The following is a 14,831-nucleotide window of genomic DNA, read 5'->3' on the forward strand; positions in this document are numbered from 1 at the left end:
GGAGCTTGACGCGCATGAAGACACAGCTGTGGACCGGTGGCCGTTTGGCCACACTCAGTGGCGAAACCGCCTGGGGCTGGGTGGAGCAGGGCGCTTTGCTGACCCAAGGCGAGCACATCGTCTGGGCCGGCGCGGCCGCCGACCTGACGCCCGAGCTGCGCGCCGATGTGGCCCAGACGCATGATCTCGGCGGCGCGGTCGTGACGCCGGGCCTGATCGATTGCCACACCCATCTGGTCTACGGCGGCCAGCGGGCGCGCGAGTTCGAGCTGCGCCTGCAGGGTGCCAGTTATGAAGAGATCGCCAAGGCGGGAGGCGGTATCCGCTCCAGCGTGAGCGCCACGCGGCAGGCGACCGAGCATCAGCTGTACGCGCAAGCGGCTTACCGCTTGCTGAACCTGATGAAGGAAGGCGTCACGACCATCGAAGTGAAATCGGGCTACGGCCTGAGCCAGGCTTCGGAAGCCAAGATGCTGCGCGTGGCGCGGCGCCTTGGCGGCCTCGGCGTCGATGTGCGCACGAGCTACCTCGGCGCCCATGCCGTGCCGGCCGAGTTCGAGGGCCGGGCGGACGACTATGTGCAGGCGGTCTGTGACTGGCTGCCCCTGCTGCAGCGTGAGGGTCTGATCGATGCGGTCGATGCCTTCTGCGAGGGCATCGGTTTCTCGCCGGCGCAGACGCGCAAGATCTTCGAGGCCGCGCGTGCCGCCGGCCTGCCGGTCAAGCTCCATGCCGAGCAGCTCAGCGACCAGGGCGGCAGCCAGCTGGCGGCCGAGTTCAAGGCTTTGTCTTGCGATCACCTGGAATACCTGAGCGCCGAGGGTGTCGCCGCCATGGCCGAGGCCGGCACCGTGGCCGTGCTGTTGCCGGGCGCCTACTACTTCTTGCGCGAGACCAAGCTGCCTCCCGTGCAGGCCTTGCGCGACGCCGGCGTGCCCATCGCCATCTCCACCGATCACAACCCCGGCACCTCGCCCACTTTGTCTTTGCTGCTGATGCTGAACATGGCCTGCACCCTCTTCCGTCTGACGCCGGAAGAGGCGCTGCGCGGCGTGACCATCAACGCCGCACGCGCCCTGGGCCTGGCGGACCGCGGCCAGCTGGCCCCGGGCCAGCGCGCCGATTTCTGCCTCTGGGATGTGGAACATCCGAATGAACTGGCCTATTACTTTGGCCGCAATCCGCTGCGCCAGGTGGTGCGCGGTGCCAAGTTGCGCGCATGAATGAACCCGAGACTGTTTGCACGATCATGAGTCCTGTTTTCCAGCTGCGGCAGGGCCGCACGCCTTTGCTGATCAGCATGCCCCATGTGGGTCATCTGATTCCTGATGACCAGCGCGCGCGCTACCAGCCGCGTGCGCTGGCCAGCGAGGACACCGATTGGCATTTGGAGCGCCTCTACGGCGGCATCGCCGAAGAACTCGGCGCCAGCCTGATCGTGCCGAGCTACTCGCGTTACCTGATCGACCTGAACCGCCCGCCCGAGGACACGCCTATGTATGCGGGGGCCTCCAACACCGAGCTCTGCCCGACCCGCTTCTTCACCGGCGAGCCGCTCTACTTGGCCGGCCAGGAGCCCGACGAGGCCGAGAAGCTGCGCCGCCGCCAGCTCTACTGGCTGCCTTATCACCGTGCGCTCAATGCCGAGCTGCAGCGGCTGAAGAACCTGTTTGGCTATGCCTTGCTGTTCGACGCGCACAGCATCCGCTCCGAGCTGCCTTGGTTGTTTGAGGGCCGCTTGCCCGATCTGAACCTGGGCACGGTCGAGGGTCGCTCCTGCGCGCCCGAAATCACCGCCGCCCTGGGCCAGGTCCAGGCCAGCCAGAGCGCGTACACCCAGGTGGTCAATGGCCGCTTCAAGGGCGGCTACATCACCCGCCACTACGGCCAGCCGGCCGAGCAGGTCCATGCCGTGCAGCTGGAAATGTGCCAGCGCTGCTATATGAGCGAACAGCCGCCTTACGCCTACGACGCCGAGCTGGCGGCGCAGGTGCAGCCCTTGATTCGCCAGCTGCTGAGCAGCTTGCTGCAGTGGCAGCTCAAAAATCCCCAGGCTTGAACATGAACGAGCACAAGAAGCAGAAGTTCTGGGCGGCACAAGCCTGGGTCGAAGGTCGCTGGCAGCGCGATGTGCTGCTGGAAGTCGGCCCCGATGGCCACTGGCTGCACGTGCAGGCTGGCCAGCCCTGCGCGGAAGGCGTCACGCGCTTGGATGGGCCGGTTATCCCCAGCCTGGTCGACACCCACAGCCATGCCTTCCAGCGCGCGTTTGCCGGCCTGGCCGAACGGCGCGAGGCGGGCGACGACGATTTCTGGTCCTGGCGCGACCGCATGTACGGCCTGGCGCTGCGCGTCACGCCCGAACAGCTGCGCGACATCGGCGCCCAGCTCTACCTGGAGCTGCTGCAGGGCGGCTACACGCAAGTCTGCGAGTTCCACTACCTGCAGCATCAGGAAGACGGCAGCGCCTACCCCGACGAGCTGGCCATGAGTTGGGCCTTGGCCGACGCAGCCGCCGAGGTGGGCCTGGGCCTGACCTTGCTGCCGGTGCTGTATGCCCATGCCGGCTTTGCCGAGCCGGCTCTGCGCCGCGATCAGCGCCGCTTCGCCACCGATGCGGCCTGGGTCTGGCGCGCCAGCGAACGCATCCGCGCCGCCGGCCGGCCGCTGCTCAATGCCGGCGTGGCCCTGCATTCCCTGCGTGCCGCCCATGCCGGCGACATCCAGGAGCTGCAAGCCCTGGTTGGCGATGCCGACATCCCGATTCACATCCACATTTCAGAGCAGCAGCAGGAGGTGCGCGACTGCCTGGCCGCCACCGGCCAGCGGCCCATGCAGCTGCTGTGCAACGACTTCCTGCCCGACCGGCGTTGGCATCTGGTTCATGCCACCCACAGCACGCCCGAGGAGATCGCTCAGGTGGCGGCTGCGGGTGCCTCGGTGGTGATCTGCCCCGGCACCGAGGGCAATCTCGGTGACGGCCTCTGCGATCTTTCGGGCTGGCTGGAGGCCGGTGTGCCCATCAGCATTGCCTCGGACAGCCATGTCACTCGCAACTGGGTGGAGGAGCTGCGCTGGCTGGAGTACGGCCAGCGCCTGGGCCTGCAGCAGCGCAATGTGGCGGCGGCCCCAGGCCGCGAGCCCAGCACGGCTGCGCGCCTGTTCGAAGCGGCGCGCAAGGGCAGCGCGGCACCGGCCGGATTCAAGCAATGGGGCCTGGAGAAGGGAGCCCGGGCTGACTTTTTGGTCCTGGACCCTTTGGCCAGCGGCGTCGCCGGTTTGCCGGCCGATTCGGTCTTGGACGGCCTGGTCTTTGCGTCCCAGGGTCAGGTCTTGCGTGAAGTCTATGTGGCGGGCTGCCTGCGTTGGCAGCCGACGCATCCCTTGGCGCCATCGGGCCAGAGCGCCGTGACCGAGCGGTTCATCCGTACCATGCGAGCGCTTGTTTGATCCAGGGCTGAGCCGCCCCCGGCTCTTGCTCATGTTGCAATTTGGGAGATTTCACCCTTGCTTTTAACTTCTGTGCGAACAGCGTTTCGAATATATTGAGTGCTCAAGGGGGCTGTCACCCCAGGAGCCGACGATGCTGAATCTGCAGGATTTCACGGTGCGCGCCCGCTTGTATGCCTTGGCCGGCATTTCGATGTTGATGTTGATGGTTGTCGGGGGCACAGGGCTTTACAGCCTGAATGCATCCACCGACGCATTCAAGCACTTTGTCGACAACGACAACCAGTCTTTGGTCTATGTCTCGACCATGCGCGCCGAAGCCGGCAATTTGCGCCGCTACGAGAAGGACATGGTCATCAATCTTGAAGATTCTGCGGCCATTGAGAAGTACCGGGTCGATTGGCGCAAGGCTTATGACCGCTTCGTCAAGGCCGAGCAAGAACTCGCGAAATTGGAACTTCCTCCGGCCGAGCAGCAACTGAACAAGGCTATCGACGAGGGCTTGAGAGCTTACAAGTCCGAGATGGACCTCTTCATGGGCAAAGTGGGTGAAAAGGCTTTCGCTGACCCGGCTTCTGCAAACAAGGCCTTGGGCGCCGCGAAGAAGGCAATTCGCCCGATGGAAGAGAAATTGGCCGAGTTGGTGGCCGCCATTGACAAGGATGCCGATGAAGGGGTGGTTGAGATTGCCGCCCATGAAAAACGCATTCGGATGAGCTTGATCTTCATTTCGCTGGGTAGCTTGGCCTTGATTGGCTTTTATACGGCGTTCAATATCCGTTCCATTCTTCAGCCTTTGAGCGAGGTGCAGCAGTCGGCGGAGCGAATTGCAGGGCAAGACTTGAGCGAGGATATCCGCCCGCACGGACAGTGCGAAACCGGTGACTTGATGCGCGGCGTCAAGGCCATGCAGGATTCGCTGCGAGAGGTGGTCGGCAATGTGCGCAATGCCACCGACAGCATCGCTACCGCAGCGGCCGAGGTGTCGGCCGGTGGGCATGATCTCAGCCACCGCACCGAGCAGGCCGCCTCCAATCTGGAGGAGACCGCTTCGGCAATGGAAGAGCTGACGGCGAGCGTCAAACATAACGCTGATTCGGCGCGGCAGGCGAATCAACTCGCCACCGAGGCCGCCGGTGTTGCTCAGCGTGGTGGCGAGGTGGTGGGCGAGGTGGTCAGCACCATGAGCCGCATCAGCGCTTCATCCAACAAGATCAGCGACATCATCTCCACCATCGACGGCATTGCCTTCCAGACCAATATCCTGGCGCTGAATGCTGCAGTGGAAGCTGCGCGGGCCGGTGAACAAGGCCGAGGCTTCGCAGTGGTGGCCAGTGAGGTGCGCTCTTTGGCGCAGCGCTCGGCCGAGGCCGCCAAAGAGATCAAGGGCTTGATCACCGCCAGCAGCGAAAGCGTGGAGGCCGGTGCGGCCCTGGTCGAGCGTGCCGGCGGCACCATGCAGGAGGTGATTGCCTCGATCAGCCGGGTCAGCAATATCGTGGCCGAAATCAGCCATTCGACGGCCGAGCAGAGCACCGGCATCGGGCAGATCGGCCAGGCCATCAACCAACTCGACACCATGACGCAGCAAAACGCGGCCCTGGTAGAGCAATCGGCGGCGGCAGCCCAAAGCTTGCAGACCCAGGCCGATGAGTTGGCCAAATCGGTCGCCGTGTTCAAGCTTTGAGGCTAGGCCCTCGGGGCAAGTACTCCCTGCGGCCTGAGCCGAGCAAAGCCCGGCCATGAGCCAAGCCGCCAAACAGATCTTCCGGAACCTGTTGCTGATCGCCGCGCTGGCGTTTGGCTTGATTGGCGGCGCCACCTTGTATGGTGGCCATGGGCTTTGGAAGGCGCTGGAGCGCTTCAGCCAGGAAGCCTTGCCGGATCACGACCGTGCCGAGCGGGCGCTGGATGTGGCCATCGAGTTCAAGTGGCAGGTGCAGGAGTGGAAGAACCTGCTCTTGCGCAGCAGCGATGCAGCCAGTTCGGCCGAGCACTGGCAGGCGGTGCTGGCGCGTCAACAAGCGGTGCAGTCTGGCTTGCAGGCGCTGCGTGCCGCCGCAGCGGAAGCGGACCGCAGTGCCATCGACGCGGCGATCCAATCGCATCTGGCGCTGAGCCAGGTGTATGCCCAGGCCCGCGTGCGGTTTGAGGCCGATGGTTTTCGGCCGCAACAAACCGACGCGTCGATCCGAGGGGCTGATCGACCATTGCTGGCAGCACTGGAGCTCATTTCTGACCGTGCTGCCGAGCGCGCCAAACGTACCGATGCCGAAGCCGAGGCGAGCGCAAAGCGCGCCATCACGCTGGCCTTGCTCGGCCTGGCGGCGGGCTTGCTGGGCGGCATGACGACGTTTTTCGTGATGATTCGTCGCGCTGTGCTGCGCCCCACCGAAAGAGTGTTCACGCAGTTGGCCGCCACCTCGGAGTTGCTGGTGCAGTCCGAACGCATGGCCAGTCTGGGCGGCATGGTGGCCGGCGTGGCCCATGAGATCAACACACCGGTGGGCATCAGCCTGACCTGTGCGACCACCTTGCAGCAAGCGACCCAAGACGTCAGCAACCAGATGGCGGCAGGGACGATCAAAAAGCAGGCCTTGCAGGACTATCTGAAATTGGCGGGCGAATGCACCGATTTGCTGGCCTCCAATGCGAACCGGGTGGCCAAGCTGGTCCGCAGTTTCAAGCAGGTGGCGGTGGATCAGACCAGCGAAGCGCGCCGCAGGTTCCTCTTGCGGGCCTATATCCTGGAGGTGATTCAAAGCCTGCAGGGCGAGCTCAAGCGCAGCGCCCTGCAGATTGAAGTTCACTGCCCAGATGGCATTGAAATGGACAGCTACCCCGGCGCATTGGCTCAGGTTCTGACCAATTTGCTGCTGAACGTCCAACGCCATGCCTTTGACGAAGGCCAAGCGGGTTCGGTTTCGATCGAGATCTTGCAGGTCGGCGAACAGCTGGAGTTGGTGTTCACCGATACGGGGCGCGGCATTGCGCCCGAGCATTTGGACAAGGTTTTCGATCCCTTCTTCACCACCCAGCGTCATGCCGGTGGCAGCGGCTTGGGTCTGAATATCGTCTACAACCTGTTGACCAACACGCTCGCAGGCCAGGTGCGTTTGCGCAGCCAATTGGGCCAGGGCACGCAGTTTTTGATCAGCCTGCCGCGGGTGACGCCCGAGGCAGCAAAGCGGCCTGCCGGCACCTGACCCTTCGAACCCACTGGAAGAGCTCACAGCATCATGACAACAGCGCCCCCCGCTCCATCCGATGACGAGGTTTGGCTGCTGGATGATGATCCGGCAGCGGCAGCAAGCCGGGCGCTGGAGCTGGCTCCATGGCGGGTGCTGATCGTCGATGATGAACCCGACATCCACGCGGCGACCCGGCTGGCCTTGAGCCAGGTGATGTACAAGGGCCGAGGCTTGCAGATGCTCTCGGCGTACTCGGCACGGGAGGGCGTGATGACCATGCGGCGAGAGGCCGATATCGCGCTGGTGCTGCTGGACGTGGTGATGGAAACCGACGACGCCGGTCTGCGAATGGCGAGGCAGATCCGCGATGAATTGGGCAATACCTTGTCGCGCATCGTGCTGCGCACCGGCCAGCCGGGTCAGGCGCCTGAGACCGATGTGATCGTGCAGTACGACATCAACGACTACAAGTGCAAGACCGATCTGAGCCAGCAAAAGCTCTTCACCACGGTCATTGCTTCACTCCGGACCTATGAGAGCTTGGTGATGATCGAGCGCAACCGGCGCGGCTTGGAGCGCATTCTGGATGCCTCAACCGATCTGTATCACGTGCGCTCCTTGCGAGAGTTCGCCTCCGGCGTGTTGAACCAGGTCAGCGCGATCTTGGATGTAGGGGCGGACGGGGTGCTCTGCCTACGTCGCGGCAGTGCGGCGGATGAGCCCGCCATTGTGGTGATGGCCTCGACCGGCAGCTACGCGGCCCTGAGCAGCATGGGCGAGGTGGCGGCAAACGCACCCTTGGATGCGGCCATCCAGCGGGCCTTCAAGGAGCGCAGCAGCCGCTTTGAACACCCCTTGGATGTGCTCTATGTGGGCACGCCCGAGGGACATGACTTTGTGATCTTGGTATCGCCGCCCTGGCCTTTGGCGGAGCCGCAGCGCAGCTTGTTGGAATTGTTTTGCGGCAAGATCGCCTGGGCCTTTGACAATCTGCAGCAGTTCGAATCGGTGCAGCAGGCGCAGCTCGAATTCATCCGTGCTGTCTTGGAATTGTTCGAGGCCATGCAGGCCCGCAACAGCTCTGCAGTGGCTGCGCCTTTGAGTCGGGTGCTGCCACATCTGTCGGCGCAGAGCGGCCGCTCCTTTGACACGGCCGCCTTGACCCAGGCCCTGCAACAAGGCGCTGAACGGAGCAGCGCCGGGCCAGTCTGACTGTTTGCGCTTCAGTCAACGCGGGCTGGCGCGCACAAAGTCGCGCAGCTCGGCCGCCATGCGCTCCAGCGAAGGCCGGTGGATGTACATCATGTGCCCGGCCTCGAAATAGCTGACCTGCACATTGTTCTGCAAGCTGCCGTGCAGGCCCAGGTGGCTGAGCGTGTAGTCGCCGGCGGCGTGCGGTGTGGCCAGGTCGTAGTAGCCGCTGGCCACATAGATGCGCATGTCCGGGTTGGCGTGCATGGCGCGGCGCAGGCTGTCGCCGACATTGACGTACTTGCCCTCGAAGCCCTTCCAGGCCCAGGTGTTCCAGAGGGGCGCGATCACCAGATAGGGCGCGTCGCTCTCGTACTTCAGCTTCTCGCGCAGCACGCGGTTGATGCCCACGGCATAGGCGCCGACCAGATTGTTCATGCCAGCGTCGTCTTCTGGGTGCTCGCCGGCGTCGTCGCGGTCCAGGCCCAGGAAGCGGCTGTCCAGTCGGCCCACGGTCTGGCCTCGTTCGCGCAGCAGTTCCTTGAAAAAGCGGAATTCCGTCGGCCGCAGGTCGCAGCGCAGCAAATAGGCCACGCTCAGGCCGCTGTAGCTGGACAGCGTTTCGGCCACCTTCTGGCGGCGCTCTGCGCTCAGCCGTGAACCCTGCATCAGGGCCAGCCAGTACTCGCCGTTGGCGAATTCTTCAGCTTCGCTGACGACTTGCTTCAGCGGCTTCTTTTGCTGGGCAGGTTTCAAGGCCTTGTGGTACCAGGCTGTGGCCGCATAGGTGGGCAGGAAGAGCGGGAAGGGCAGTTCATTGCCGTGGTCGAAGCCCAGGGTTTGGAAGTCCACGGCCATGGACACCAGCATCAGGCCATTGAGGTGGATGTTGTGCTTGTCCTGGAGGTGGCGCGAGAGCCCGGCCGCGCGGGTGGTGCCATAGCTTTCGCCGATCAGGTACTTGGGGCTGGCCCAGCGACCGTAGCGGTTCAGGTAGAGGCGGATGAACTCGCCCACGGCGTCGAGGTCGCGTTGGTACTCGTGGTACTCGGCCAGCTTCTCGCCCTCTGCCACCAGCGAGTGGCCGGTGCCCACCGGGTCGATGAAGACCAGGTCGGAGTCGGTCAACAGGGTGAACTCGTTGTCGCTCAAGGCATAGGGCGGTGCGCCGCACTGGCCCATGTCATCGGTCGGTACACGCTGCGGTCCCAGCAGGCCCAGGTGCAGCCAGACGCTCGAAGAGCCCGGCCCACCGTTGAAACTGAAGGTCAGGGGCCGAGTTTCGGCCGTCGCCGATTTTTTGCCCGAAGCCTTGAGCGTGTAGGCCACAAAGAACACGCTGGCCCGGGTTTTCTTGCCTTTGAACTGGCCCTTGTGGGCGCCCTCGGCCTCGCTGTGCACTTCTTGCAGCAGCAAGGTGCCGCAGGTGGCGGTGTATTCCAGCGTGCGCTTGCCGAGCACCAGCTTGTGCTCGGTGACGACCAGATGTTCAACCGGCGGCTTGTGCACCGTGTCGCTGCTGGAGGCAGCGTTCTTGCCGTCCGACGGGGCTTTGGAAGAGGGGTGATCGGCCGAGGACATGGCTTTCCTTTGCGTGATGTGCTCTAGAGTGCGATGCATGCACTCTAGCCTGTCCACACCCGCCACCGACTCCCCCTTGCTGGGGCTTGATTTCAGCAGCGCACCGACGCGCCGCAAGCCCATCACCGTGGCCCAAGGCCGGCGTCAGGGTCAGGTCTTGCGCCTGGAGGGCTTGCTGGCTTTTGAAAGCTTGGAGTCGCTTGCGGATTTCCTGCGCCGGCCCGAGCCCTGGTTGGGTGGTTTTGATTTCCCCTTCGGCCTGCCGCGGGAGCTGGTGCAGGCTCTCGGCTGGCCGCAAGATTGGGCGGCGCTGATGGCGCACTACTGCGGCTTGAGCCGTGCCGAGATCCGCGCCACCTTTGCGGCCTTCTGCGATGCCCGGCCTGCCGGTGGAAAGTTCGCCCACCGGGCCTGCGACCTGCCAGCCGGTTCATCGCCGAGCATGAAGTGGGTGAACCCACCGGTGGCCTACATGCTCCACGCAGGCGTGCCCTTGCTGCTGAAGGCCGGCGTGCATCTGCCTGGCTTGCACGCGGGCGACCCCGAGCGCGTTGCACTCGAGGCCTACCCCGGCCTGCTGGCGCGAGAGTGTTTGGGCCGGCGCAGCTACAAGAGCGACGACCGCGCCAAGCAGACTCCAGATCGCCTGATCGCCCGCAAGGACCTGATCGATGCCCTGGAGCAGGGCCGCAGCCGCCTGGGCTTGCGCCTCAAGCTCAGCCACGGGCAGCGCGAGGCCCTGATCGACGACGCCAGTGGTGACCGTCTCGATGCCGTGTTATGCCTGATGCAGGCCGGCTGGGCGCAGACCCAGGCGGGCTACGGGTTGCCGGCCAATTTTGATCCGCTGGAGGGCTGGATCGTCAGCGCCTGAGCCTGGGCGCTGCTTACTTGCGCATCAGGGTGGACTTGCCTTCTGCCGCAGGCAGGGCAAACTTACTTCCTCATCAAGGTCGATTTGCCAAACAAAGACTCGATCAAGTCCACCGCCACCTTGGCCGTCTTGTTCTGCAGGTCCAGGGCCGGGTTCAGCTCCATGACATCCAGCGAGGCCATGAAGCCGGTGTCGGCAATCATTTCCATGCAGAGCTGGGCTTCGCGGTAGGTCGGGCCGCCGGGCACGGTGGTGCCAACGCCGGGTGCAATGTCGGGGTCGAGGAAGTCGACGTCAAAGCTGACGTGCAAGTGGGTGTTGGCGTCCAGCGTGGCCAGGGCCAGCTCCATGGTGTGGCGCATGCCCATCTCGTCGATGTAGCGCATGTCGAAGACTTCCAGCTCCTGCTCGTTGACGAAGCGCTTTTCGCCTGCGTCGACGCTGCGGATGCCGATCTGGCGCACCCACTTAGGGCTGATGGCCGGCACCTTGCCGCCGATCTCGATCAGCTGCTGCGGGCCGAAGCCGCACAGGCAAGCGACCGGCATGCCGTGGATATTGCCCGACGGGGTGAGGGCGCTGGTGTTGAAGTCGGCATGGGCGTCCAGCCAGAGCACGCGCAGCTTCTTGCCGACATCGCGGCAGTGGCGAGCCACGGCGCTGATCGAGCCCAGGCCCAGGCAGTGGTCACCGCCGAGCAGGATGGGCATGCGGCCGGTCTTGAGCTCGGCGTAGACCGCGTCGTGCACGGTCTGGTTCCAGGTCGTGACTTCGTTCAGGTGGCGGTAGCCATCGACCGGCGGCAGCCAGGGGTTGGACGGGCCGCTGAGGTTGCCACGGTCCAGCACATCGACGCCGTGGCTCTGCAGCGCTGCGGCCAGGTCGGCCACGCGCAGCGCTTCCGGGCCCATGCTGGCGCCGCGGGCGCCGGCACCGATGTCGGTGGGCGCGCCGATCAGGGAGACGGATCGAAGTGTGGTCATGTCAGTGGTCCTGTGTTGTTATGGGTTGAAGCAGGGCGGGAGGGGGAATTCAGTCGGCGGCGTCGCAGTCCAGCGCGCCGGGGTTCATGTCGTATTCCGATTCGAGCAGGGCCCAGGCTTCCTCGGCGCTCTCAACGAAATGGAAGAGCTTTTCGTCGCCGGGGCTGATCATGCCGGTTTCGACCAGCCAGTCGAAGTTGATCAAGCGGGTCCAGAACTCGCGGCCGAACATCAGGATGGGTCGGCGCCGGCTCTTGCCCGTCTGGATCAGCGTCATGGTCTCGAACAGCTCGTCCAGGGTGCCAAAGCCCCCGGGGAAGCAGACCAAGGCCACAGAGCGCATCAGGAAATGCATCTTGCGCAGGGCGAAGTAGTGAAAGCGGAAGCACAGCTCCGGCGTGATGTAGGGGTTGGGATGCTGCTCATGCGGCAGCACGATGTTCAGGCCTATGCTCTTGCCGCCCACCTCGTAGGCGCCGCGGTTGCCCGCTTCCATGATGCCGGGTCCACCGCCCGTGACCACATAGATGGGGTTGTGGCGCTGCGTGGAGACGGTGGTGACCAGTGCTGCAAAACGCCGCGCTTCCTCGTAGTAATGGCTCATGGAGAGCTGCATCTCGGCGCGCTTGAGCGCTTCGGCGTCGCCGCTCTGCAGGGCCTGTTCGACCTTTTGCTCGGCCACCTCACGGGGCAGGATGCGGGCGCTGCCGAACATGACGATGGTGGACTTGATGCCCAGTTCCTGCTGCACCAGCTCGGGCTTGAGCAACTCCAGCTGCATGCGCACCGGCCGCAGCTCCTCGCGCAGCAGGAACTCGCTGTCGTCGAAAGCCAAGCGATAGGCGCTGCCGGGCTGGTCGTAATTGGGCTGCGGAATGCCGCGCCGCGCTTCTTGCACCTCTTCCTTGGCGCTGGGGAAATTGCGGGCGATCAGGGGTTTGCGCTTTTGGCTCATGTCAGGGTCCTGACCTCAGGCCTGCGGGCCGTCGGTCGTTTCAGTTGCGGAGTCAGCCGCTGGGCGCAGCTTACGAGAAGCTGCGGAGAATTTTGTTTCGTAAAAAACTGAAAAACAGAGGTTTGGTGTGTGCATGGCTCAGATTGTTTGCTTGCAAACGCTGCAGCCAGGGTCTTTCTGCACGAGTATTTCGCTCCACTCCATGCGCTTGCCGTCCAGCATCAGCAGGCGCCCGGCCAGAGTTTCACCGGCGCCCAGCAAGGCTTTCAGTGCCTCGGCAGCCTGCATGCTGCCGATGATGCCCACCAGGGGCGCCAGCACGCCCATCAGGGCGCAATGGGCCTCCTCGAAGCGGCTGTCGGGCGGGAACAGGCATGCGTAGCAGGGCGCCAGGGCCTGGCGGCTGTCATAGACGCTGATCTGGCCATGCCAGCCGGTGGCGGCGCCGGAGATCAGGGGCTTGGCGTGTTTGACGCAGGCCCGGTTGACCGCCTGGCGGGTGGCGAAGTTGTCGCAGCAGTCCAGCACCACATCAACCTCGCGCACGAGTTCATCCAGCAGCGCCGCATCGGCGCGCGCTTGCACCGTGCGCAGCGTCGGGTCGGGGTTGATGGCCGCCATCGCCTGGGCAGCCGACTCGACCTTGGGGCTGCCAATGCGCGCCTGGGTGTGGGCGATCTGGCGCTGCAGATTGGTCAGCTCGACTGCATCGTCGTCGACTAGGGTGATGTGACCGACACCGGCTGAGGCGAGGTAGAGCGCGGCCGGAGAACCCAGGCCGCCCGCGCCGATGATCAGGGCCCGCGATTGCAGCAGGCGCTGTTGACCCTCGATGCCGATTTCGTCCAGCAGGATGTGGCGCGAGTAGCGCAGCAACTGTTCGTCATTCATGGCGCCAGCATAGCCTGCAGCGCCCATGAAAAAGGCCCGCTGAGAAGCGGGCCTTACCTTGGCTTGCTGCCGGTAAGCCGTGGCTTACTCGCCAGTCTTGGCTTCGGCCTTGCGTTCCACCGCAGTCTTGGACACCAGCACCGGCTGGCCTTTGAGTTGGTTCAGTGCTTGCGCCAGTTGGAAGTCCTCGGCACTGCCGAACTCGGGCAGGGGCTTGGGCGGCTCATTCTTCTTGGCGTACTCGGCTTCCAGCTTCTGGCGCGCTTCCTCGCGGGCCTTCTCGCGGGCTTCGTCCTTCACTTCGTCTTTGCCGCCCAGATGTTTTTCCAGATCGGCTTCGCGGGTGCGCAGGGCGGCGAAGACATTGCCTTCGGCGGTTTCGTCCAACTGGATGTCGGGCACGATGCCGGTGGCCTGGATGGAGCGGCCGCTCGGCGTGTAGTAGCGCGCGGTGGTGATCTTGAGCGCGGTGTCCGGGCTCAGCTGGCGAACGGTCTGCACCGAGCCCTTGCCGAAGGTCTGGGCGCCCATGATCAGCGCGCGCTTGTGGTCCTGGAGGGCGCCGGCGACGATCTCGCTGGCCGAAGCCGAGCCTTCGTTGACCAGCACGATCATCGGCACTTTTTTGAGCGCTGCCGGCAGTTTCTTCAGCGGGTCGTTGCCGCCGCGGCGCAGGTAGTAATCAGGGCTGGCCTTGAAGCTGGCCTTGGAGTCGGCGATCTGGCCGTTGGTGCTGACCACCTCGACGTCGCGACTCAGGAAGGCCGAGGAAATCGCCACCGAGGCTTCCAGCAGGCCGCCCGGGTCATTGCGCAGGTCCAGCACCAGGCCCTTGAGATTGGGCTCCTGCTTATAGATCTCTTCCAGCTTCTTGGCGAAGTCTTCCACCGTGCGGTCTTGGAACTGGCTCACGCGCAGCCAGGCATAGCCGGGCTCGACCACCTTGCCGCGCACGCTCTGGGCGCGGATTTCTTCGCGCACGATGGTGACGGGGAAGCTGCGGTTTTCGCTCTTGCGGTAGATGGTCAGCTGAACCTTGGTGTTGAGCTCGCCGCGCATGCGCTTGACGGCCTGGTCGAGGCCGAGGCCGCGCACCAGGGTGTCGTCGATCTTGCTGATCAGGTCGCCGCTCTTGAGGCCGGCGCGGAAGGCGGGCGAGCCCTCGATCGGCGAGACGATCTTGACCAAGCCGTCTTCCATGCCGATTTCGATGCCGACACCGACGAATTTGCCGGTCGTGCCTTCGCGGAACTCCTTGAAGTTCTTCTTGTCGAAGAACTGAGAGTGCGGGTCCAGGCCGGAGACCATGCCGGCGATCGCGTCATTGATCAGTTTTTTCTCATCGACGGGTTCGACGTAATCGGACTTGACCATGCCGAACACGGCAGCCAGCTGTTGCAGCTCTTCCAGTGGCAGCGGCGAGAGGCTGCTGCGGGCGTTGGCCTGCAATTGCATCGTGGTCAATGCGCCTGCAACGGCGCCCAGAGCGAGCCAGCCGGCAACTTTCAATTTGGCACTCATGATGCGAGCCTGTCCTGTCGGTGAAATACAGCAATGTCGTGGTGGGCGAAGCGTAGCAGTCGCAGGAAAACCACGCCTTCAGTATATGCCCGCAGGGCTTTCGCTTGGCGGGCAGACAGCTGCATTTGCCCCTCCAAATCGCTGGATTCAAGTGCACAAACAGACGAAACGCAGGGCTTTACGCCAGCTTTACG

Annotated in this window: 12 protein-coding genes; 7 read left to right on the top strand and 5 right to left on the bottom strand. The window is 64.2% G+C overall.

Annotation, left to right across the window (positions count from 1 at the left end; genetic code table 11):
* Positions 1 to 14 precede the first annotated feature (14 nt).
* The 6 genes from hutI (at position 15) to LNV28_RS22740 (ending at position 7,853) form a co-directional block, all read left to right on the top strand.
* The gene (hutI, locus tag LNV28_RS22710; RefSeq protein WP_263519947.1) at positions 15 to 1,223 is read left to right on the top strand and encodes an imidazolonepropionase; all 1,209 of its coding nucleotides are present in this window, start codon (positions 15 to 17) and stop codon (positions 1,221 to 1,223) included.
* Between the two features lie 26 nt (positions 1,224 to 1,249).
* Entirely contained in the window at positions 1,250 to 2,059 is an 810-nt protein-coding gene (gene hutG, locus LNV28_RS22715; RefSeq protein ID WP_263519946.1) for an N-formylglutamate deformylase, read from the top strand.
* A gap of 2 nt (positions 2,060 to 2,061) precedes the next feature.
* Positions 2,062 to 3,450, top strand: a complete 1,389-nt coding sequence (hutF, locus tag LNV28_RS22720; RefSeq protein ID WP_263519945.1) for a formimidoylglutamate deiminase — start codon at positions 2,062 to 2,064, stop codon at positions 3,448 to 3,450.
* Positions 3,451 to 3,583: 133 nt separating this feature from the next.
* Positions 3,584 to 5,137, top strand: a complete 1,554-nt coding sequence (locus tag LNV28_RS25120) for a methyl-accepting chemotaxis protein (protein ID WP_318013893.1) — start codon at positions 3,584 to 3,586, stop codon at positions 5,135 to 5,137.
* 55 nt (positions 5,138 to 5,192) lie between these two features.
* Positions 5,193 to 6,656, top strand: coding sequence for a sensor histidine kinase (locus LNV28_RS22735; protein ID WP_263519944.1), 1,464 nt, complete (start codon positions 5,193 to 5,195; stop codon positions 6,654 to 6,656).
* Between the two features lie 33 nt (positions 6,657 to 6,689).
* Positions 6,690 to 7,853 (top strand): DUF3369 domain-containing protein, encoded by a 1,164-nt coding sequence (locus tag LNV28_RS22740; protein ID WP_263519943.1) that lies wholly within the window; start codon positions 6,690 to 6,692, stop codon positions 7,851 to 7,853.
* Positions 7,854 to 7,868: 15 nt separating this feature from the next.
* Here the strand turns inward: LNV28_RS22740 and LNV28_RS22745 are convergent, their stop codons facing one another.
* Positions 7,869 to 9,413, bottom strand: coding sequence for a S10 family peptidase (locus LNV28_RS22745; RefSeq protein ID WP_263569043.1), 1,545 nt, complete (start codon positions 9,411 to 9,413; stop codon positions 7,869 to 7,871).
* A gap of 37 nt (positions 9,414 to 9,450) precedes the next feature.
* On the opposite strand from LNV28_RS22745, the gene LNV28_RS22750 reads away from it, so the two are divergent.
* Positions 9,451 to 10,287: a DUF429 domain-containing protein gene (locus tag LNV28_RS22750; RefSeq protein ID WP_263519941.1), complete on the top strand. Its 837-nt coding sequence runs from the start codon at positions 9,451 to 9,453 to the stop codon at positions 10,285 to 10,287.
* A gap of 62 nt (positions 10,288 to 10,349) precedes the next feature.
* On the opposite strand, the gene rocF is transcribed toward LNV28_RS22750, so the two are convergent.
* From rocF to LNV28_RS22770, 4 genes are all read right to left on the bottom strand, one after another.
* Positions 10,350 to 11,270, bottom strand: a complete 921-nt coding sequence (rocF, locus tag LNV28_RS22755) for an arginase (RefSeq protein WP_263519940.1) — start codon at positions 11,268 to 11,270, stop codon at positions 10,350 to 10,352.
* 49 nt (positions 11,271 to 11,319) lie between these two features.
* Positions 11,320 to 12,225 (bottom strand): LOG family protein, encoded by a 906-nt coding sequence (locus LNV28_RS22760; protein ID WP_263519939.1) that lies wholly within the window; start codon positions 12,223 to 12,225, stop codon positions 11,320 to 11,322.
* Between the two features lie 138 nt (positions 12,226 to 12,363).
* The gene (locus tag LNV28_RS22765) at positions 12,364 to 13,116 is read right to left on the bottom strand and encodes a HesA/MoeB/ThiF family protein (protein WP_263519938.1); all 753 of its coding nucleotides are present in this window, start codon (positions 13,114 to 13,116) and stop codon (positions 12,364 to 12,366) included.
* 84 nt (positions 13,117 to 13,200) lie between these two features.
* A complete protein-coding gene (locus tag LNV28_RS22770) occupies positions 13,201 to 14,637 on the bottom strand; it encodes a S41 family peptidase (RefSeq protein WP_263519937.1) in 1,437 nt (478 codons plus the stop codon).
* Between the last annotated feature and the right edge of the window lie 194 nt (positions 14,638 to 14,831).

It is taken from the genome of Paucibacter sp. DJ2R-2, assembly GCF_025717675.1.
GTDB lineage: Bacteria > Pseudomonadota > Gammaproteobacteria > Burkholderiales > Burkholderiaceae_C > Paucibacter_A.